The 21,638-nt window shown below is 42.5% G+C and carries 22 protein-coding genes; 5 read left to right on the forward strand and 17 right to left on the reverse strand.

Annotation, left to right across the window (positions count from 1 at the left end; translation table 11 throughout):
* A partial coding sequence (locus DN068_RS22315) for a hypothetical protein (RefSeq protein ID WP_207799025.1) occupies positions 1-200 on the forward strand: 200 nt, incomplete at its 5' end.
* Positions 201-209: 9 nt separating this feature from the next.
* Here the strand turns inward: DN068_RS22315 and DN068_RS18225 are convergent.
* From DN068_RS18225 to DN068_RS18280, 12 genes are all read right to left on the reverse strand, one after another.
* Positions 210-983: a TerC family protein gene (locus DN068_RS18225; protein ID WP_111000380.1), complete on the reverse strand. Its 774-nt coding sequence runs from the start codon at positions 981-983 to the stop codon at positions 210-212.
* Positions 984-1,017: 34 nt separating this feature from the next.
* Entirely contained in the window at positions 1,018-1,977 is a 960-nt protein-coding gene (locus tag DN068_RS18230; RefSeq protein ID WP_111000381.1) for a hypothetical protein, read from the reverse strand.
* 50 nt (positions 1,978-2,027) lie between these two features.
* Complete coding sequence (locus DN068_RS18235) at positions 2,028-3,134, reverse strand: toxic anion resistance protein (protein WP_111000382.1); 1,107 nt, start codon at positions 3,132-3,134, stop codon at positions 2,028-2,030.
* 74 nt (positions 3,135-3,208) lie between these two features.
* Positions 3,209-3,823 carry a TerD family protein gene (locus DN068_RS18240; protein WP_111000383.1) on the reverse strand — a complete coding sequence of 205 codons (615 nt, stop codon included), beginning with the start codon at positions 3,821-3,823 and terminating at the stop codon, positions 3,209-3,211.
* Positions 3,824-3,845: 22 nt separating this feature from the next.
* Positions 3,846-4,400, reverse strand: a complete 555-nt coding sequence (locus tag DN068_RS18245) for a TerD family protein (RefSeq protein WP_111000384.1) — start codon at positions 4,398-4,400, stop codon at positions 3,846-3,848.
* Positions 4,390-5,235 (reverse strand): phosphoribosyltransferase family protein, encoded by an 846-nt coding sequence (locus tag DN068_RS18250; RefSeq protein WP_111000385.1) that lies wholly within the window; start codon positions 5,233-5,235, stop codon positions 4,390-4,392. The genes DN068_RS18245 and DN068_RS18250 overlap by 11 nt, the downstream gene beginning before the upstream one ends.
* Positions 5,235-5,939 (reverse strand): HAD family hydrolase, encoded by a 705-nt coding sequence (locus DN068_RS18255; RefSeq protein WP_111000386.1) that lies wholly within the window; start codon positions 5,937-5,939, stop codon positions 5,235-5,237. Before DN068_RS18255 ends, DN068_RS18250 begins: the two co-directional genes overlap by 1 nt.
* Positions 5,940-6,165: 226 nt before the next feature.
* Positions 6,166-7,404 (reverse strand): RNA polymerase sigma factor, encoded by a 1,239-nt coding sequence (locus tag DN068_RS18260; RefSeq protein WP_207799026.1) that lies wholly within the window; start codon positions 7,402-7,404, stop codon positions 6,166-6,168.
* A 156-nt stretch (positions 7,405-7,560) separates the two neighbouring features.
* Complete coding sequence (locus DN068_RS18265; RefSeq protein WP_111000387.1) at positions 7,561-7,905, reverse strand: YciI family protein; 345 nt, start codon at positions 7,903-7,905, stop codon at positions 7,561-7,563.
* Between the two features lie 39 nt (positions 7,906-7,944).
* Complete coding sequence (locus tag DN068_RS18270) at positions 7,945-8,418, reverse strand: carboxymuconolactone decarboxylase family protein (protein ID WP_111000388.1); 474 nt, start codon at positions 8,416-8,418, stop codon at positions 7,945-7,947.
* Positions 8,419-8,613: 195 nt separating this feature from the next.
* On the reverse strand, positions 8,614-9,057 hold the full coding sequence (locus DN068_RS18275) for a DUF1569 domain-containing protein (protein WP_111000389.1): 444 nt from the start codon (positions 9,055-9,057) through the stop codon (positions 8,614-8,616).
* 44 nt (positions 9,058-9,101) lie between these two features.
* Complete coding sequence (locus DN068_RS18280) at positions 9,102-10,322, reverse strand: macrolide family glycosyltransferase (RefSeq protein ID WP_111000596.1); 1,221 nt, start codon at positions 10,320-10,322, stop codon at positions 9,102-9,104.
* Positions 10,323-10,481: 159 nt separating this feature from the next.
* Between DN068_RS18280 and DN068_RS18285 the strand changes: the two genes are divergently transcribed.
* Both DN068_RS18285 and DN068_RS18290 read left to right on the forward strand, forming a co-directional pair.
* On the forward strand, positions 10,482-11,555 hold the full coding sequence (locus tag DN068_RS18285) for an NAD(P)H-dependent flavin oxidoreductase (protein ID WP_111000390.1): 1,074 nt from the start codon (positions 10,482-10,484) through the stop codon (positions 11,553-11,555).
* Positions 11,556-11,656: 101 nt separating this feature from the next.
* Entirely contained in the window at positions 11,657-12,202 is a 546-nt protein-coding gene (locus tag DN068_RS18290) for a GNAT family N-acetyltransferase (RefSeq protein WP_111000391.1), read from the forward strand.
* A gap of 92 nt (positions 12,203-12,294) precedes the next feature.
* Here the strand turns inward: DN068_RS18290 and DN068_RS18295 are convergent, their stop codons facing one another.
* Positions 12,295-12,768 (reverse strand): hypothetical protein, encoded by a 474-nt coding sequence (locus DN068_RS18295; RefSeq protein WP_111000392.1) that lies wholly within the window; start codon positions 12,766-12,768, stop codon positions 12,295-12,297.
* Between the two features lie 172 nt (positions 12,769-12,940).
* Here DN068_RS18295 and DN068_RS18300 point away from each other — a divergent pair, with 172 nt between their 5' ends.
* Entirely contained in the window at positions 12,941-13,333 is a 393-nt protein-coding gene (locus tag DN068_RS18300; RefSeq protein WP_111000393.1) for a DUF1398 domain-containing protein, read from the forward strand.
* 107 nt (positions 13,334-13,440) lie between these two features.
* On the opposite strand, the gene DN068_RS18305 is transcribed toward DN068_RS18300, so the two are convergent.
* From DN068_RS18305 to DN068_RS18320, 4 genes are all read right to left on the reverse strand, one after another.
* Complete coding sequence (locus DN068_RS18305) at positions 13,441-14,472, reverse strand: MsnO8 family LLM class oxidoreductase (protein ID WP_111000394.1); 1,032 nt, start codon at positions 14,470-14,472, stop codon at positions 13,441-13,443.
* Between the two features lie 66 nt (positions 14,473-14,538).
* A complete protein-coding gene (locus tag DN068_RS18310) occupies positions 14,539-14,763 on the reverse strand; it encodes a tautomerase family protein (RefSeq protein WP_111000395.1) in 225 nt (74 codons plus the stop codon).
* 420 nt (positions 14,764-15,183) lie between these two features.
* On the reverse strand, positions 15,184-15,798 hold the full coding sequence (locus tag DN068_RS18315; protein ID WP_111000396.1) for a hypothetical protein: 615 nt from the start codon (positions 15,796-15,798) through the stop codon (positions 15,184-15,186).
* A gap of 310 nt (positions 15,799-16,108) precedes the next feature.
* The gene (locus tag DN068_RS18320) at positions 16,109-16,501 is read right to left on the reverse strand and encodes a hypothetical protein (RefSeq protein WP_111000397.1); all 393 of its coding nucleotides are present in this window, start codon (positions 16,499-16,501) and stop codon (positions 16,109-16,111) included.
* 671 nt (positions 16,502-17,172) lie between these two features.
* Here DN068_RS18320 and DN068_RS18325 point away from each other — a divergent pair.
* Complete coding sequence (locus DN068_RS18325) at positions 17,173-21,033, forward strand: GEVED domain-containing protein (protein ID WP_165836448.1); 3,861 nt, start codon at positions 17,173-17,175, stop codon at positions 21,031-21,033.
* Positions 21,034-21,638 lie beyond the last annotated feature (605 nt).

Raw genomic sequence — 21,638 nt, forward strand, 5'->3', positions numbered from 1 at the left:
AAAATCCCGGCCACTTGAGGCAACCGGGACTATTTAAAATCCGTCAACTTTTTTCAGGACTATTCAGACACAATTGGCAACTTAAATTTAGATTTACCTCCCGCCTTCATGTCTCCCTCTTTTTGCACATTTATAAGAACCTGCTGCTACAAAAAAACAAAAAACCGGAGCGTACCAACACCCCGGCCTTAAAACGCTGAGTTCTTACTTTATCCTTGCACCTCCGCTTTCTTTGGGAAATTGAACAACGCAGATGTAATAATCGGCACAAAGAAAATCAATACCGTAAGAACCGAGATACTTACGTCAGCAGTGTGACTTCCAAGGAACTTACTAAAGGCGGCTTCGGGATAAAAATGCTCGTAGAGTGACAATGCCAGTTTTATGCCAAGAATACCAATGACCACAAATGCTGCGGTTTCAAGAAATGCATATTTTTCCATCAGTTTTACAAACCATTGCGCTATAAAACGCATGGCCAGAATACCAATAAACACGCCAGTACAAACCAGTATGATATTTGGTGTAAATGCAACAGCCGCAAAAACATTGTCAATTGAAAATGCCATATCCATCAATTCAACAATCGCTACTGTAGCCCAAAAATTCCCAAGTGACCCTACAGTAACCCGATAAAGCCAATTGCCATTTTTATCGACAGTTTCCTTCCCACCTTCATCAGATTGTTTTCCTTTCCAGAAATCATATACCAGATAAAGCAAGTAAATACCGCCAACCGGCTTCAACCACCAGATTTTAATCAGAAACGAAGCAAAAATCATTGCAAAACCACGAAAAATATAGGCGCCCCAAATACCATAGCGTAATGCTTTTTTTCTTTCCTTGGGCTCAAGGTCCATCACCATTGTAGCCAGCACTGCCGCATTATCTACGGAAAGAAGACTTTCGATAACAACAAGATTTCCAATAATAGCAAGCGATGGAAGAGGATTATCTACAATCTGTTGAATTAACTCTGTCATTTAATTTAATAATTTGGAATTTTAGTAGTGTGGATTACATCAAATCTGTGTTCAGCATAGTTTTCAAAATATTGGCCTGTACATCCACATTACTGAGATTCTGAAGGAAATTTACGTCTTCTATCTTCTCTAAATATTCTGCCAGCAATTTTTGAATTTCCTTTGGAACACTTGTTTTGATAATGCCTGCCTGCATTTCCAATGCACTGTTTTTATGCTGCAGCTCTTGCACAATTTTTGCTTTCTTCGACACTTCATTGGGAAAATCCAGATCAGCAAACTGGCTAATATCTGTAAGTAAAAACAGTCCACGCGAAGGGAAAAACAAGAAATAACGATCTGTATCCTGTATTTTATAAAACTCCGCAAATAGATTACCTGCTTTGAGACCATTCAAAAACACTACTTTAAAATCATATTTACAAAGTAGCCCCATCAGCTTACGATGAATGGTAGCATGCGGATGCGTGTACACCTGATCTGGTTTGTATTGAATAAGCGCGCTCAATCGTTCCGGCGGAATAGCATGAAAGTAATCAGCGGCGTATTCGCTGAATGTCTCCAGATTATTAGAAAATGGATATTCACGTGAATTAGCAGACAATACCTGATAAAGTTTGCGTAACGAAATACCGAGCTTGATGGCCTGCCGCTGTTTGTCTTCATTGAAGTCAAGCTCAGACAATACCGAGATGCTCAGCGTGTCTATCAGCTCTTTATTAAGTCGGATCTCGTCATACAACACGCTTACGTTCTGTTCATTTGTCCGTTTGATTTTTTTTAATAATTCAATAACCGTAACGGTAAACTGCAAATGAAATAAATCAAGCTTGTTAATGTCGAGCTCCGGATTGTTTTCAAATAGCTTCTGAATTACCTGGCTGCGCAAAAAAATCTTGTAAATAATATCATCTTCAAAAAAGCCAGCTAGTAGCTGCAGTTTGCTGATGATTTTATTCGATTCTCTTAATATGTTAGCCTGATTTTCGTCCATTGTTAGCTCCCTATCCGTGTAAGATAGCAATTGATCAAAGCAATCAGTTACTATACATTCGTAACGTTCTTCTTCAATTCGTTTTCAAGATTCTGCAGCTCTCCGGTCAGTGTTTTGCGATTTGCAGCACCTTCTTCGTGGATACGTTTTACTTCGTTCAATGTTTCAATAAGCGATGCTGTCGTACGCTTCAGCGTATCGAGAGAAACCACTGTCTTCTCATTTTCTTTTGCTACATCGATGCTGTTCTGTTTAAGCATTTCTGCATTTTTCTGCAAGATAGTGTTTGTGGTATCAGAGATTTTCTTCTGCATTTCCACATTTGCCTTTTGTCTTTGCAGTGCAACTGCAATCGTGAGCTGATTTTTCCACACCGGAATCGTGGTAGAGACAATGGACTGTGCTTTCTCTGCAATCGATGTATTATTGTTTTGTACCACTCTTATTTGCGCCAGCGACTGCAACATAATAAAACGAACAACCTTCATATCAGCGAGACGCTTGTCCAAACGACTAATAAAATCACGCATATCGGCAATTTCATAATCGTTATAGTTTGCCGCGTTAGCCTCCATTTGCGCCAGCGTTTCGTTCAGCTCATTATATTTCAGCTGACCTGAGATAATCAGTTCTTCCATTTGTTTGATGTAGGCAATATTGTTATCAAACATGGTTTGCAGCGAACTATTATCCTTTATAGAGTTGAGTCTACCAGCTTTAATCTTATTGGTAATTTTATCTACATTGGTGATTACTGTATCATACTTCTGAAAAAGCTTTTGCGCATCCACGACCATTTTTTTCAGAAACGGAATTTTTGAAAGCAAACCTTTCACGCCTTTGTGATCGAGCTCGTCTACATCAATATAATTTAGCTCTGTCAGCAAATCACTAATAAGACCACCCACTTCACCCGAATTAAATGTTCGCACCGAAGTCAGAAATTCGTTGCTATACCGCTCCATCGTATTCTGCGTATCTGCACCATAATTGAGGATTGAGTTCACATCACCCGGTACGAGCGCCTTGCTGATCTCTCGATATTTCTGAGCTTCCTCCGGTGTTACAGCAGTTACATCCACATTGCCTTCTTTGTCTATTTTATTTTGATGCACGGTCAGTTCAGCCCCCCCGTTATCATTGGCATTTACGTCCATGAGTAATTACGTTTTAAAAAATAAGCTGTGAAAGAATTCCAGAGAAACGATTGCTCATTTCCCCGGAATATTTTTTATAAGTACTGCGCCATTACTGTATTTACGGTTTCCTGCAGTTTTTTATCTTTTGTTGGTTCACCAATCGCGTTAAACTTCCATTCATTGTTCTTTTTATAGAATACACCCATCACCATTGATACGTGGCCTGCAAAACCTGCCCCATGTGCTATGTCGTACTTAGCGAGTACTTCCGTAACATGTGTAGGTGTGCCTTCGTAGATGCGGATCGAGGCAAACGGAATGCTGCCGAAATCCTGTCCACGGAAGCTATTCAGCACAAATGCCACATAATTTATGGAAGGATGCAAATGTGAAAAATCAACCGTGATTACTTCATTATCCAGTCCATCGTCTCCGCCTACGTCGCCAGTCAGATCGTCACCGCTGTGTTTTACTGAATTATCTTTAGAACGAAGGTTGCCAAAATAAACTACATCATACAGACCTTTGTTTTCGTCAAACAGTGCACAGCTCGCATCGAGATCTACTGCTTCTTTTGTTTTGGTAAGACCAAAGAGCCCTTTCTTTTCTATAGCGCCCCAGTTGATGCCTACACAAACAGTTTGCACTGCCCTACCGTCTGCTTTCGCAAGGTTGATTCTTTGTCCTTTTTCCAGATTGATAGCCATAGTAAAATGGAATTTAAATTGCTTAGTTATATTTGTTTAAATAATCCTGCAGACCGCCTTTCATACCTGCGCCTACGGCTTCAAATTTCCATTTACCTTCACGTTTGTAGATGCGTCCGAATTCTACAGCCGTTTCAATAGAAAAATCTTCTTCCAGTTCATATTTCAACAATACTTCGTTAGTATCAGCATTGAAAATGCGCACGAAAGAATTACGTACCTGACCGAAGTTTTGGCGTCTGTTTTCTGCTTCATGAATAGTTACAACAATGCACAATTCAATTGCATTGCCATCGATTTTCGTAAGATCTACTTTAATTTGTTCATCGTCACCTGCACCATCACCAGTAAGATTATCGCCGGTATGTTCTACAGCTCCGTTTGGAGATTTGACATTGTTGTAAAAAACGAAATGTTCGTCTGAAAGAATCTTTTTATTATCGCCAAGAATAAAAACAGACGCGTCTAGGTCAAATGCGCTGCCGGTTGCTGAGTTATTGGCATCCCAGCCCAGTCCGATGGTGAATTTAGGAGCGTCAATTGCTTCACGCTGGCCTTTCTGTAAGTTAATTGCCATGTTGAATATGTTTGAATTTTGGAGTATTCAGATAATTGCTGATAAATTTAAGATTTTGTGCATACGCTTCAATGTTATGGTAGCCGTTGCCCAAAGCCATATTATATAAAAGCTCTATAAAACTAGTCGTCTGATTCTGAAAAAAAATACAAAATGCCTCAAAATCATAGTTCAAAATGTATTTGACGATCCGCGTGTTGATATAAAAATTATCGCTCTGAATAATCGGCTCCAGATCGAAAATTGACTTCACGCAGTGATAATTGAGAAAATTCTCAATGTTCGGATGAATATTGTGATTGACCAACTCGCCATAATACAGCATGAAAACATCATTCAGCAGTCCGTAGTCTTCCACCATTTTCGTGATCATGCGCTCGTGACTACCAGTAATCTTTATATCATCGAGAAATAAAATTGTTTTGCCCTCCAGAAAATGTTTGTCAATATGGAAACTATCGTTGCCAATCAAACGCATGCGTTCTTCAGCATTTAGCTCTCCGTAATCTTCCTTATAAGTAATAGTTCGATGTACTTTTGTTTCCTGTACTACTGGAAATCCATTTTCAGCCAGCCATCGGTTGAGTCGATAGACAAAATGATTTTTCATCGCGAAAGTTGCCGTAGGAATAAACGAATAAGGGCTGGAAACCACCACCATCTGTTGCGCAACAGGCGTTACCGACAAATGATTGCGAATAAAACCCTCGGCCAGCTGGTGACCAAACATTCGGGCTATGGCATCGTCACCGTATTTAAAACGGCTATAATCATTGGGTGAAAAACCAAAATGATCTACACTGCTTATTTTATGAAGTGAATAAGTCGTTGTCATTAGTTCAGAATAGTTGAGATACACTTGTTATTTGAATTAACGAGCAGGCCGTGCATACCCACACGCGTAGCACCAACGATATCAGCACGTTCATTATCGCCGATATGTATGATTTCAGAAAATGCTACCGTTTCATATTCAACGTGCCACAGTGTATCAACCGCTTTTTTCATCATTTGAAAAAAAAGCGGATTAGGTTTTGATAAAACAATTTCATCAGAATATAGCTGAAAGTCGAAATATGGCGCCAGTTCCAGTGTGTCCAGAACTTTACGCAACGTACGACCTTTGATAAAACCCGTGTTGCTCAGCAGACCGATAGTACTCTTACCGGTTTCTTTGATGCGTTGCAACACCTTATGCGTTTCGCCACAATACACAACCGGCATATATTTCACGACCAACTGCTCCATTTCTTCATATAGTTTCTGCACATCAATTTCCCGGAATGGACTAGTATAATCATTGATCATACTGATAACCATCAGATACATTTCCTCTGCATGAATGTTCCCTCCATTTTTTTCATTGATCGCATTACACATCAAATCCACATTACGAAACGTCTGTTGTATGGTTTCGAATGATTTACCGGTATAATTATAATTTTCGAAAAAATAACGGGTGCGTTCCTGTTTAAAAGAAGGATTTGATTTGATGAGTGTCATCCAAAGATCAAAGGAATAGTGTTTGTATACTGCCATGCGGAAAAATCAGGATTTAATTAGCGCGTTCTATCTGCTTTTCAATATTACTTTCATTGTCAAAGCCTTTACACAAGCACTTTTCGTTGGTTTACGCGGCAAGTTAATATATTTTGTAAACCCAAACGCAAACCGATAAGGCTAAATTTTGGGTGAGTTTTCACATGCAACCAAGCTCATACGTACAATTAAATAAACAATACATAAACAAACACATTATCAGACATTAATACCGACTAGTTGATGCCAGCTTTTGCTGCATCAGCTGTCTGTCCCCCTCGGTTCTGGTGAGCGTAAGCGCTTGCTCATAGTGCTGACGTGCGATTTTATCATCCACGTCACGGTATAATTCGCCAAGTAATGCGAAATAGAAATGATTGTTTTTGAGTTCGAGCTTTTCCGCTTCTGCAATGGCTTCTTTCTTCCCGCGTGCTTTAGACATAGCATAGGTGCGATTTAATGCAGCGAGCGGTGAGTATTCTATCAAAAGTAACTGATTGTATAGCTGTAAAATGTTTTCCCATTTTTCAACCGTATCCTCTTTGTGTGTATGCCAATATGCAATGGCGGCTTCCAGATGATAACGGCTCAGCTTACTACCAACGGCCGCGCGGTTGAGAAAGTATTCGCCTTCGTGGATCAGTGCTTCATCCCACAGCGATGTGTCTTGCTCTTCATAAAGTATCATTTCTCCCTGCGCATTTATTCTTGCTTCAAACCGCGAGGAATGAAAACACATCAATGACAGCAGAGCGTTAACCTGCGGCAAATTGGTGGCCTCATTTTCGGTAAGCATAAAACAAAGACGCATGGCCTCTACACAAAGCTCTTTGCGGATAGTTGCCTGCTGACTGGCGGAATGATACCCTTCACTAAATAAAAGATAAATGGTGGTCAAAACAGCTTCCAGTCTATGGTTCAGCTCAGACGCCGGAGGGAATTCAATCGAAATATTTTCTTCTCTCAGTTTTTCTTTGGCACGAAAAAGACGCTTGTTGATGGTTTCTTTATTCGTTAAAAAAGCATCTGCTATTTCTTCAATGCCAAAACCACAAAGAATGCGTAAAGCCAATCCTACCTGAGATTCTGCGGATATGGACGGATGACAAATAGCGAACAGCATTTGCAGTTGACTGTCCAGAATATTTTGCGGCGACAGATCTATTTCAACAGTTGGATTGCCTTCCGTCTTTGCAATATTTTTAGCGATTTCGTTTTTGAATAATGATTCGCGCTGCAGATAATTACGGGCTTTGTTTTTAGCCACATTATATAGCCATGCTGCCGGATTCGCGGGAATATCCTGCAGTTGTCCCCAGGTTTCAGACGCAGTGAGAAAAGTATCGCTGGCAATATCTTCGGCTACCGCCACCTGATCCAGACCAAAATATTTACACAGCACCGAAACAATTTTCCGGTACTCGGTTTTAAATAATTGCGGAATCAGTTCGGGAGAAGTCAACATTCAGAAGTTAAAAGTCAAAAATAGTGAAACGTCAATGGTATTTAAAACAAAGTCTCGCTGCAACACCGTGCCACCGCGAGACTTGACTGGTAATAAAAACAATTCAAATCAGAAGTCAACAATTTTTGTTTTTGAATTTTGACTTTTGACTTGCTATCACATTTCCATAAACGGTCGCACTTCCACGTTGCCGCCAACCATAAAGATCGGACAACCTTTGGCCAGCTCTGCAGCTTCGTCCAGATCCTTTGCTGAAAGCAACACAAATCCGCCAATCATTTCTTTCAGTTCTACGTAAGGACCATTTGTTACAGTGCTGCCGCCTCTCACTACTCTACCGTCGGTATCCAATCGCTTACCGGGGTTCACCACTCTGTTTTGAGCCGCCAGACTGCCCATCCAATCCTGCCATTTCATCATCATGTCCTGATATTGTTCCGGATTAAAAGGAATTGCTGACTGGTCTGCGTCTCTTCTGAATACTAACAAAAACTCTTTCATATTATTTGGTTTAAAAGATTAACGATGATGTGTATAAAATTATTGAAGCTTCGCGAAATCCCCTGGCTGGTAGTAACCTGCGGTTGTACGAAAGGCGATGTTGAAGCGGTTGTAACTATTGATCGTAGTTACAGCCAGTGTAAGATCTACAATTTCCTCTTCAGAAAACTGCGTGCGTACTTGTTGGTACACTTCATCCGGCACATCACCGCCGGCAATACGTGTTACTGCTTCAGCCCAGGCAAGTGCCGCACGTTCGCGATCACTATAGAAGGGTGCTCCATGCCATGCATTGAGTAAGTACAAACGTTGTTCGCTTTCGCCTTCAGCGCGCATATCCTTTGCGTGCATGTCCAGACAAAAAGCGCAACCATTGATTTGTGATACTCTGAAATAAATCAGATTCAGCAGTGGGGTTTCGATAGAACATTTGCTCAGATACGCACCGAGGCCATACATTGCTTTGAGCGCTGTAGCGCCTTTCTCCATGATGTTGATTCTTTGGTTTCTCATGTTGTTATTGTTTTTAAAAGTGTTGTTTTGAAATACACACCTATAACAAATGAGCTTTCCCAAATTGGACAGGATTGGAAAAATATTTTTTTTAAAAAAGCTAAAAGCATAACGCTCAAAGCATAAGACTTATCTCATTTTTCAAAAACGGATATGGCGGAACAGCTTTCAGCCTTAAGCTTTAGGCTTTCTGCTTTAGATACCAAACTGTCTTAAATGATGATCAGCGTGTTTATAAGCCAGCTGGCCGGATTGCTGACCGGTTACATTTCCGAAGAATGGATGCAGATGTTCTTTTTCGGGATGATTCGCATGCTCCTCGATCAGTGTCTTCCAACGAAGCTTTTCTGCAGCAATATCACCGTTATCAGTGATCACCAGATCAGGAATCGTTGGCGAACCTTTACTCAGCGGACGTTCATCTTTGGTTAAAGAATTCAATGCAATCCTGCCAAAAATTCTTCCGATAAAAGCGCGTTTATATAATTTTCTTCCCAACGCCATTTCCTCCCAAAGCGCACAGTGGCGCACCATCTGAAAAGCATTCATCTTTCCCCATTGACGGGTACTGTTTTCACTCAGCTGATCGATACGACGAAGCAGTTCAGCTTTTATTTCCGGATCATAAATTGTTTTCATGAGCGTTGAACTTACTCATTAAAAATACAAAATATTTGCCCGCGTTATAGAATCCCTTTTCCGTGCTTCAGCTTAAAAATCTCATCCACGGCCATTCTATAACCGCCTGCGTTTTTAAACGATTCACTGATTTTGTGAATGCTTTCGCGATAGCGATCTTCATTCATTACTTTTTCTACAGCACTGCGCAATAATTCTGGCGTGATCGTATTGGCATCTAGTGCGATCGTAGCACCCAGTTCTTCCGCACGCCGGGTCATTTCCGGTTGATCTGCGCCAAGTGGCAACGATACAAAAGGCACTTCATTGTAAATAAGATCGCTCATGCTATTCATACCGGCATGAGTCACCGCTGCATTTGCATACCTCAGAATGGCAGATTGCGGCACGTAATTACGTACAATAAAATTATCCGGAATAGTAAATTGCGAAATATCAACGCCGTAGGCAGTCATCACAACAACGGCATCCATATCGGCAAAACTCCGGAAGAAAATATCATAGAGACCGCGGTTAAAATTTCCGAATACAGTACCGAGCGAAACATAAATCACCTTTTTACCCGCCAGCTTTTCAAATGGAAAATCAAGGTTTTCTTTCCGGTCAAACACAGGCGGACCAACGAATTTCACAGTGTCACCAAAAATCTTGTATAAAAACTTCCGGTCTTCATCGGGAAGAAAATAATCGGAAGTATACACCAGATTCAGATCGCCTTTATTAAACATCAGCTGCATTACATCATCCGGCATTTGCACCGAATATTTTTCTTCAATTTCTTTTGACACCTTTCCGTAAGCACGCATCATCCTTTGCGCCAGAGGATGTTTCATTTGTTCATCGTTTTCATCCGTTTCCAGAAAGCCTTGCAAACCGGAATAAACAGCCAGTGAAGAAACTGTGGGCACCTGCAGCATTTGCGCCATAATACGCGCAAACGGCGACGAAACAGAATGAATGATATAATCAAACTGATAACCTTGCGTCTGTTCCAGAATATCATTGATCACCAGATCGGTCGATTGCAGTATCGTTAAAAACGGATCGGAATCTTCATCTTCTTCGCCCTGTGGTCCCATTTTAAAAAGGTCAAGATCGATGATGTATGGTTTATAAACGGCCCCAGTAGCTTCAATTTTATCTTTGAACTGTTCGGAAGAAAAATACACAACTTCTTCTCCACGTTTTACTAATTCTGCCACCAGTCCGATTGTTGGGTTGGTATGTCCATGAGAAGGAACACCCAGAAATAATACTTTCGACATAAATATGTGTCTTGTTTCCGCGAAGATCAACAGATTCATGCCAGCAGGAAAACGGATATAGGTAAACAGTAGGAAATAATCGGTGAATACGCCTCAGGTATAAATCTACAATCGCTAATACCCCTAACTTTATCAGACGTCTCGAAAAATCACTAGCTCATGAATTGGACCAATGACATCACTCGCTTACTCAATGTTACCTACCCGATTATACAAGCGCCGATGTTTGGTGTGAGTACGCCGGAAATGGCGGTAGCTGCATCGAACGCCGGGTGCCTCGGTTCGCTGGCCCTGGCCGATCTGCCCGCAGACAAATGTGCGCAACTGATCCGTGCTACCAGACAACTAACTACTAAGCCGTTTGCTGCTAATATTTTCCTGAACGAAATACCTGAAATAACGGACGAGTTAAAACGCCGGTACAATGCAGCCAGGCTCTTCATTGAGCAACTGGCACATGAACATCGGCTGGAAGTGGTGCTTCCGGAAATTGATTCGTTTAAAATCACCGATTATCATGATCAGGTCGATGCGTTGATTGAAGCACGATGTCCTATCGTAAGCTTCACCTTCGGCAATCTTGATACAAAGAGCATAGAAAAACTGAAGGCTGCAGGCACCCTATTAATGGGCACCTGCACTTCCGTAGCGGAAGCAATGGAACTAGAGCAGACAGGCAGCGATATTATTTGTGTGCAAGGATGGGAAGCGGGTGGGCACCGCGGTAGTTTTATTCCGGAAAACATTCCTCAGATTGGTGGATTTTCTTTGCTGGCGCAAGTTTATGATTCGGTAAAAACACCGGTTGTTTACGCCGGCGGCATTTATAACGCAACCACTTTGTCCGCAGCACGAAAACTCGGCGCACAGGGATTTCAGATCGGCAGCATTTTTATAGCTTCTAAAGAAAGCCAGTTACAGGAATTTGAAATAAAACGTCTGATGTCTGCACGTGAGGAAGATATTATACTGACCAAAAGTTTTTCGGGACGATATGCACGCGGCATAAAAAATATATTTACCGAAGCAGTGGAAAATGCAAGCCAGATTGTTCCTTATCCATACCAGAATAAACTCACCGGCGAATTGCGTAAAGCCGCAAAAGCGAATAAAAACGCGGATTTTGTAAACATTTGGGCAGGCCAATCGTTACATCCATTCAGTGAAGCGTCGACTGGTGTAATACTCAAAGAATTGATCGCGGCCGTCAATCAATTGGCTGTTGACAGTTGACAATGAACAGTTATTCGCGACGCAATAAAAACAAATCACTATTGAGGTTTGACGTTTCACAAAATTGACCATTCATCATTGACCATTCACAAAATTCAAAAATGGCACCATTCAACATACAATCAATATTAGAAAACGACCGTGCGATGCTTACGCCACTTCAGGAGAAAGATTTTGATGCACTTTATGCCGTAGCATCCGACCCGAAGGTTTGGGAACAACATCCAAACAAAGACCGTTGGAAACAAGAAGTATTCCGTACTTTTTTTGAAGGCGCAATGGAAAGTAAAGGCGCTTTTAAAATCATTGATAAAGCAACCGGACACGTTGCGGGCAGCACACGCTTTTATGACTACAACGAAAAAGAAAACAGTATTTTGATCGGCTATACTTTTTATGGCACTTCATTTTGGGGTACAGGCATGAATAAAGCTGTAAAAAAGATGATGCTCGATTATATTTTTCAGTTTGTATCGAAAGTGTATTTTCATATCGGAGCTGTCAATACCCGGTCACAGATTGCTATTGGACGGCTGGGTGCGCAAAAAGTAGCTGAAGAAGAAATCGCTTATTTCGGCGAGGCACCGAAATTGAATTTTATCTACGCTATTACGAAAGAAGAATGGGAAAGAACGTCAAAAAGTTAAAGCGGAACACTTAAAGCTTTCCCACCTTGCTTATCATATTGAGCGAGGTTGAAATATGGTTTAGAGGGATTTACTTTGCTACATTATTGAAATTACTTACCCGACTTAATAAAATCTGCCAGCAATTTCATACGATAATAAAGATTGCTGATCTGCAATGAAATATTGTTGCGCACGTTGGCCACAGAATTATTGTTCATCTTTTTGATGTTCTTCAATTCCTCTATTTTCTCATCGATCTTTTCCAGCAATTTTTCTGCCGACCAACCGACGTAACGTTTATTGCGCTCATCATAAACATGATGAGCTTCTATTTTGCCAAGATGTAATTTCTTAAAGTTGAAATTGGCTGTGATTGCCTGTTTGATCGCATCATTTGACAACATATCGATCAACGTATCGTAGGCTACATTGTTGAGAAATCCATTTTTAAATACATTCAGATTATTCTGTAGCTCACGGATCACCTGCCTTTTATGCACATCGTTGGTATCTGCCTTCTTTTGCAGAAACGATATTAAATCTTTCAACGGCCCTAATCCAGCCTTTAGCCATTCCAATTGCATTTGCTAAATTTAGAAGTCAAAAGCCAAAAGTCAAAACTAAAAGCGGAAAGCTTAACGCCTGAAGCCCATTGCTCGCGATGCAATATCTTTGCGCTTTAAGCCAGAATTTAAGGCTCAATTAAATAATTTCACTGACTGATCTTCAATCCACAATCTTTAATCTCAAATAACCATGTTTACTGTAGCACAAATCGAAGCCGCACATAGCAAAGTGAAATCTGGCGCAGATTTTCCAAAATATATTCAAGAGATAAAAGCCCTTGGTGTCACTGGATTTGAAACCTGGGTAAAAGATAGCCACACGGAATATTTGGGCAGCAATAACTACCGTACTGCCTCCAATGCGATGTACGAGCCTTTAGCAATTGCAGATGCTTCTGATAAAAACACATTTGCCGAACGATTGAAAATTCATCAGCAGGGTCAGACTGATTATATGACTTTCTGCAACGACTGCGCAGCAACCGGTGTGGAGAAATGGATTGTTGATCTTGATAAAATGACCTGCACCTATTTTGATAAAGCAGGCAATGAAGTTTTAATGGAGCCCATTCCGGCAGCCTAAATTAAAAAAGTAAGGAATCCATGTTATACTTCGACTCCGGTCAGTATGACAAAGGATTCCAGGTAACGAGAAACAGATATTGCAGAAATAACGCTGCCTAGGCAACGTTATTTCAATTCAAAAACATCCCCCAGCAATTGCAAACATTGCAGACGATGTTGCAGATTGTGCGTGATGCATTGTACCATGATTTCATCCACTTTAAATGTTGCCGCGATCGTCCGTAAATCTTTACGGATGGTTTCCGGTGTACCGATCAGATAACGCGGTGGAACCGTTGCGTCATCTAACACAGACGGACCGGGCATTCCACCCAATAGAGCGATTGCACCGTCTTCGGTTTCCGGTGGCTCATTAAGCTTGCCGGCACGCAGGCGCTGCATCATCAGCACAGCTGGCGCTGCCAGTTTGCACGCAACCTCCATCGTGTCCGCACAGTAAATGCTGAGCGAAAGAATTAGATGCGGCTTATCGCTACCCAATCCATTTGACTGTGGTTGAAAATTTTTGCGATAAGTATCGGTGATATAATAGGCATGATCTGGATTGATAAAACCGGCGAATGCATAATTCAGTCCCCATCTGGCGGCAGCAGCAGCACTCCACGCGCTCGATCCCAGTAACCAGAATTCCGGCAACGCTTCATCATGGTGCGTTTTGATTCCCGCAAAAGGATGTCCCTTTTCAAAACCCTTTGTCAGCCACATTATCAGCTCCTCTAGCTGTTCATCAGAATCATCCGTCATTTGACGGAATTTACGGTTGCGCTGTAATGCATAATCCGCTACAGGACCTGTTGTTGCACGCCCGATGCCCATATTGATCCGGCCGGGAAACATATCGCCCAACAATGTAAATACTTCAGCTACTTTAAACGGACTATAATGATTCAGCAATACAGAACCTGAACCCACTTTAATCTTAGAGGTATTGGACGCGACCATCGGAATAATCACCTCCGGCGCGCGACTAATAAAATTGGCTGTATCATGATGCTCTGCAAACCAGACGCGCGAGTATCCCCAGTCTTCCAGTTTCTGTGCGGTTTCTATCACATTCTTTACAGCCTGATGCCTGTTACCCTCAATCGGTATCGGCCCTAATTCAACAAACGAAAGCTTCACTTTGGATAAATTCAAAAGTCAAAAATCAAAAGTCAAAACCTAAAAGCGTACTGCCGACTATCCATTGTCGACTGTCCATTATTATAACTTGTATCCTGGTTTTTTATACAACTTATCTTCTTTGCTCATGATCTCATTGTCGTACACATTTTTCCATTCTGTTTTTGGGACTTCTTCAATGGAAACAGACAATGGATCGGCTCCGTAACCCAACAATTCCATAAAATCATTTACGATTTTGTCAGCGATGAGTTGTTTCTCTTCTTCGGTTTTTCCCGGAAACATTTTAATACTGATATGTGGCATAACTATGGTTAAAAAATTCGGGGCTAAGGTACAGAAAGCACTGCAGGACTATTTTATCATGCCATAGATTATGAATATAGAATACCGGCAAATCGCTGCTATACTGTCCATATCTCATCTTAGCCCGGAAAGAAGTGGCCGGGAGGTACTTTTTAAGTACCCCGCAATGACTTCTTTAGTACTCAAGAGGTACTTCGGAAATACCTCAGAGGTACTTTTTTAATACCTCACAATGACTTTTTTAGTACTTAAGAGGTACTTCGGAAATACCTCGGAGGTACCTTTTTAATACCTCGCAACCACTTTTTTAGTACTTAAGGGGTACTTCGGAAATACCTCGGAGGTACTTTTTTAATACCTCGCAACCACTTTTTTAGTACCTGATGGGTATACGCAAAAAATTGAAACTAGCTATTTCACCTAGTCCGTTTTTACCCATTCAATGCTGTCTTTCCGCACTAAAAAATAAACGGCACGAAACCATTCATTATAATTTTTTAAGCTGATGTCAAGCGCCACCATAATCTGATATCCGCCGTCTTTCGGAGGGCGAAACCAACTGGAAGCACTATGGCCAAAACCTGAAACAATCCGTATACGGGCAGCTGTATCCTGTATGGTATACATTATTGGTTCGTTTGTGGAATCAATCGCCCCATCAATCCAGAAATCATTTATGAGTTTGCCTTTCTTGTCTATAATATCGGGTAAATAGGGATTTCCGACTTGCCTGTGCGGCAATACTTTCACAGGAATTGGCTTTTCTGCCGGATAATCGTTGACCAGTATCAGTGTGTCATTTTTCATTTTCCAGACACCGGTCATATGCCAGTGACTTTCAAAATAATCACCGCGAAAAACGCATCGGTTATGCTTCTTCAGCTCTACGGTTAATGTATCCAGACGATTCACCCCGTCATTATTATGGACCGTCCCCATATAATGACCTGGAGCGATTTTTTTTAAAATATAAGGCTGCGCAAAACACTTCGATAGAAATAATGCAGCAACCAATAGGAGCAGGTACTTTCTCATTTTATAAAGTTAAAACGATGTTCACCATCGTACAGCAACGCCAATTAACACCATACAGGTATTGCAAGGACGAGGCACGAGGACGTCGTAACCTGACTTCGGAATTTGTTACGATAAAATATCGACTCGTTTGCTGCCTGCAATTCATCTGATGTTCTCAAACAATTCAGCACTCAGCACAATACTTTCCAGTAGCCGAACCATTCATCCTAATTCAGCTCCCGTCCTGCTGTACACTTTTACTCCTCGCTCGTTACCTCGCTGTGGGGTAACCGTTACCATCAGGGCTATTAACTCAGCAACTGTATTTCTATTCCACTATCAGGGTCCGTGCAGGGAAAATAATATCGCCTTCATCCGCACTTACATCAAAGAAACCGACTTTATACTTTTCCGCAAACTTCCGCGTGAAAAAATAAGCATCCTCCGCAAAATTCCAGGGAAAGCTAATGCAGATAAGATCCGTATCCATCCAATAACTGGCGACTCGGTTCTCCGTTTTATCACTGATGGCCAGCGGTTCGCCCACAGGAAAAACTTCCGTCATTGCCTTCATCCATGCCACCAGTTCCGGCGCAGCAGCATCGCGCTCATAGCATGCGGACTCCGTATCAGCTTCCATTTTCTGTTCATACCATTTCATAAAGAATTGTCTGTCCCGGGGAGCGGCGGCAGCACTGAAAACCATTAAATCGTAACTCATTCGTGTGTATGTGTGTGGTTCGTTCTAGTAAAAAGGATTTAAAAGTATTTTTTCAACCGGAAAATGTAAATCACCAAAAAAGGCTATTCAGATTGGCACGTTAGTAGGTTAATAGGTTGATAGGTTGATAGGTTAATAGGTTAATAGGGGTCGCTCCCTTGTCCCAACTAACACCATTGACATTTGACGTTTGACGTTTCACCGTATCAACCATTGACCATTCACCATTGACGTTTCACCGTATTCACCATTGACGTTTGACGTTTCACATTTCACCATACTCACCATTCACCATTGCCCATTGCCCATTCACCATTCACCATTGACCACTCACCATTGCCCCCTCTTACCATATGGTAATTTTTTCGTCCCTATTTTCCCGGATATTGAGTCGATTGAACCTGGCGGTTAGTTAAAATGCAGTCCCCCCGCGCATGGATAGTTCTGTGAACGACTCAGGAAACAACTGGTAGACGTACCGGCTCCACTGAAATGGGAATAAGTATTTAGCTAATCGCTGCAACAATCAGGTTTTAACCCAAAACAGAAACCAAATGTTTTAGACAGCTAATACTCAATAATTTCTTATGAGATTTACTTTTACCAATTCGTTTTCCCGCCGGCTGCTACGGCGCACAGGAGCACCCAACTTCTGGACACAATCCCTTACAATGATCCTACTGTTGCTTGCGGTCGTCAGTACACCCCGTAAAGCTTCCGCCTATTGTACTACAGGCCTCGGTGGTGCCAGTTATGCAGACATTGACAGCGTCTCTATTGTGGGTACAACGTTGGCCAACTACTCACCGGGCTATGCAAGCAGTTTTTACACTGCTTATCCAGCCTCAGGCAATACCACAGCGACTTTACTTCCTGGTTCCACTTATACCTTGTACGCATCTTTTAATGGTTCTCCAAACACCGCCATCGCGTCCCTTTGGATCGACTATAACCAGAATGGCACGTTTGAAGCCAGCGAATGGGTACAGATCTGTACCAATGCTGCAACAGCAACCGTATCGTTTACCGTACCTGCCACAGCATCTATCGGCACCACAGGCATGCGCGTGCGCAGTCGTGGCAACGGCAATACAAACGGCTCAGGTGATGCTTGCAGCAGCTTCGGCTCAGGCGAAACAGAAGATTATACTATTACAATTGCGTCCCCTACCCCATGCAGCGGCGCACCTACAGCGGGTACCGCCAGCGCAACGGTAGACAGCGCCTGTCTCGGCATTCCGTTCAACGTATCGCTTAGCGGCGCAACGATCGCGGGTAATGTTACCTATCAGTGGTTTAGTTCACCGCACGGAACAAACACATTTGCAGCCATCACCGGTGCTACCAACACCAGTTATACAGTTGCCAACCAAACTGCAGGCACCGATTACCGCTGTAAAGTAAAATGTAACAATACGAACGATAGTGTGTTGTCCAACATAGTTTGGGTAGGGCAAAATTCACCATCACAGTGTTATTGTACACCTACAGCAGGCGCCAGCAGCACCTCCTACTATTTCAACAATATCACCACTACCGGCGGCGTTACCAATATGAGCTATACAGCGACTTCTTTCGTGGGGTACAATGACCGTTATAATACTATTTCATTTTCGCAGAATGCAGGTTCGCCGGTAAATATTTCACTTGGCGTAGCCGGCGGCGGTACTTACTTTTATTACTGCTGGGTAGACTGGAACCAGAACGGATCATTTGCAGACCCCGGCGAAACAATCTTCGCAACTACAACGTATACGTCCTCACCGTTCACCAGCACTATTCCTATTGCATTAACGCAACCCGGCGGCAACTACCGCATGCGCATCGCACAGAGCTACATCGGCGCTGTACCGCCTTGTGGACCGGCTCCTTACGGAAACTATGTGGATGTAAAATTAACTGTGATACCATTGCCACCTTGTACGGGCATGCCTACAGCGGGCACAGCTTCCGCCTCAGTTGACAGCGCCTGTGTCAATGTGCCGTTCAACCTGACGCTTACCGGTATGACGACAGCAGGCGGCATCACTTATCAATGGTCCAGCAGCCCGCACGGTGCAAATACATACGCCAATATCAGCGGTGCATCAACAGTCATTTATACAGTTGCCAACCAAACTGCATCTACAGATTACCGTTGTGTAATAAAATGCACCAATACTGGCGACAGCATCATATCAAACATTGTCTGGGTAGGACAGAATACTCCTTCACAATGCTATTGTATACCGACAGGTGGCAGCAGTAGTACTTCTTTCTACCTTAATAATATCACCACTACCGGTGCGATGGCAAATATGTCTTACACGGCTGGTGCTTATCAGGCATATGATGACAAGTACAATGCCATTTCATTCTCGCAGATTGCAGGTCAGAATGTAAACGTATCGCTGGGTGTAGCCGGTGGCAGCACTTACTATTATTACTGTTGGGTGGATTGGAATCAGAACGGTTCATTTGCAGATCCGGGTGAAACCATATTCGCGACCAGCTCCTATATGTCGACGCCATATACGGATGTTATCCCGATCAATGCGAATCAGGCTGGCGGCAACTATCGTGTACGTTTTGCCCAGAGCTATATCGGTACCATTCCTATTTGCGGACCGGCTCCTTACGGAAATTATGTGGATGTAAAACTGACGGTCATTCCATTGACACCTTGTAATCAACCGGTGGCAGGAACCGTCACTCCCGTTACTCCTTGTGCCAACAACGATTTCAACCTGTCTGTAACAGGCAACGCGTTGGCTGCTGGTATCACTTATCAATGGCAGCAAAGCGCCAACGGCACCAGCGGCTGGACAAGCGCGGGTATTACCAATGCCACACAGATTCCGGCTACGGCAAATATTTCGCAGCCTACTTATTTCCGCATGATTGCGACTTGTAACAATACAAACCTGTCTGACACCACAGCTGCTTACACTGTACAGCTGGCGCCATTCTACTTCTGTTATTGCAACTCAGCTGCAGCCACCAATTACGATGATGACATTGGTAATGTAACGGTGATCTCACAACCAGCTAATGACACGTTACTCAATAACGGTATTGCCAGTCCACTGGTACCAAATGCCACTTCCATCAATACATACACCGATTTCAGACAATCAGTGGCGCCGGTTCCGCTGTTCCGCGACAGCACCTACTATTTAAGTGTTACACAGATCGACCAATCTTACTTCTATGCTTGTACCGCAGTGGCATTTATCGATTACAACCGCGATGGTATTTTCCAGACAAGTGAAAATGTCTTCCAGCAAGTAACAGCCGCGACAACGCAAATGGTGAGCGCAACGTTTACGGTTCCCGATACAGCGCAGATCGGCATTACAGGCTTACGAGTGATTCTTTCGGAGCAAACCAGCGGATCAATCAATCCATGTGGTACCAACACCTATTCTTATGGAGAAACAGAGGATTATTTAGCCAACATCAACATGCCGCCTTGTGATGGTCCTGCAAATCCGGGTATCGCATGGTGCACAGACACTGCAATGTGTACAGATTACACGTTCCAGCTGACGGATACCACTCATGAACGCTTCAAATCCGGTCTGACCTGGGTTTGGCAACAAACAACCAACAACGGCAGCAGCTGGACAGATATACCAAACAGCACAGGACAAGACACGCTCTCACTTGTTTTCACGGCGCAATCTTCTTACCGTCTGAAAATGTCCTGCAGTAATACAAATGATGTCACTTATTCCAACGCTGTATCCATAAACATTAAACCGCCGTATAAATGTTATTGTTATAGCACAGCAAACGGTGGTGCAGCAGATACATCAGACATCAGCTCTTTCTCTATCGGCGATTTTGTGGTGACTACAGGCGGCCCGCACATTATGAATCCGCAGGCCACACGCGGTCGTACTGATTATACAGATCTCGGTCCGATAGAATTGTATTCAGACTCCACGTATCCGCTGAGCTTCTATCACACGCTGCGTGGCACAGTAGACGCTGATGCACGAGTGACGATGTTTATGGATTTCAACAACAACCTGGTTTATGATATTCCGGCAGAAAGAATTACCCTGTCAAATGATGTCAGCACACCGGGCAACTGGTATCTGATTGATAGTGTCACGATTCCGGAGGCAATCATCCCTGACGTACCGACAGGTATGCGTATTATCATCAACAACAATGTTGGTCCGAATACGCCATCAGACGATGCCTGCGGTCCTTATACTTCAGGAGAGACAGAAGATTATACCGTTATCTTCCGGAAAGCGAATCCACTTTCGGCGGGCAATATCATCAACATGAAAGATCTGATGATTTACCCGAATCCGACAACCGGCAAATTTGCAATTAGTTTCAGCGCAGCAAGCATTTTACATAATCTACAGATCCGTGTGACGAACGTTACAGGCCAGCAGATCATTATGCGCAGCTATGGTGACAACATCAAACAATTCCACGAAGAGCTGGATATGACAGAACAAGCAAAAGGCGTATACTTTGTCGAATTCACAGCTGACGGCCAGAAACTGGTGCGTAAGCTTGTGGTGAGGTAGACTTCAGGTTTTTATATTTTTAAGTTGAAGAATCCCTGGTCGTTCCCGGCCGGGGATTCTTTTTGCTATTTGAGTTGATAATTCGTTATCGAAGGTTGACTGGTAACGTAAGGAAATGATTGTATAAAACCAGCATGGGAAACACAACTAAAAGCCTTTGGCGTTAGCGTTAAAGCTTAAAACATGCAGACGAAATTCTGATTTTCAACTTAAAAACAAAAAAGCCCGGAGATAGACATCTCCGGGCATACTGATCTATGATACCTCAAGTAGTAAGGTGCACAATTTTCTTACTTTTTTTCTGTAATAAAATTCTCCTCAGATAAACATTGCAAAAAAGAAAAAGCTAGTACCGTACGACGAAAAACGCCCGGAGATAAACATCTCCAGGCGTGTTAATATCACTATGTAATTTGACCCAAAAACTGAAGATAGAAATCTTCAGCTGCTCAATTGAGCACTATCGATACCACTTGATAATGCATCACAATATTCATCGATTTTTTTACGCAGAAATTCACCTGGGATAATTATTACGAAAAGGTAATAGTGCAGCAGATTAAAAAAACCCAGAGATAGAAATCTCCGGGCCTTACATTGTTAAT

It is taken from the genome of Taibaiella soli (assembly GCF_003236175.1).
In the GTDB taxonomy this organism is placed as follows: domain Bacteria; phylum Bacteroidota; class Bacteroidia; order Chitinophagales; family Chitinophagaceae; genus QKTW01.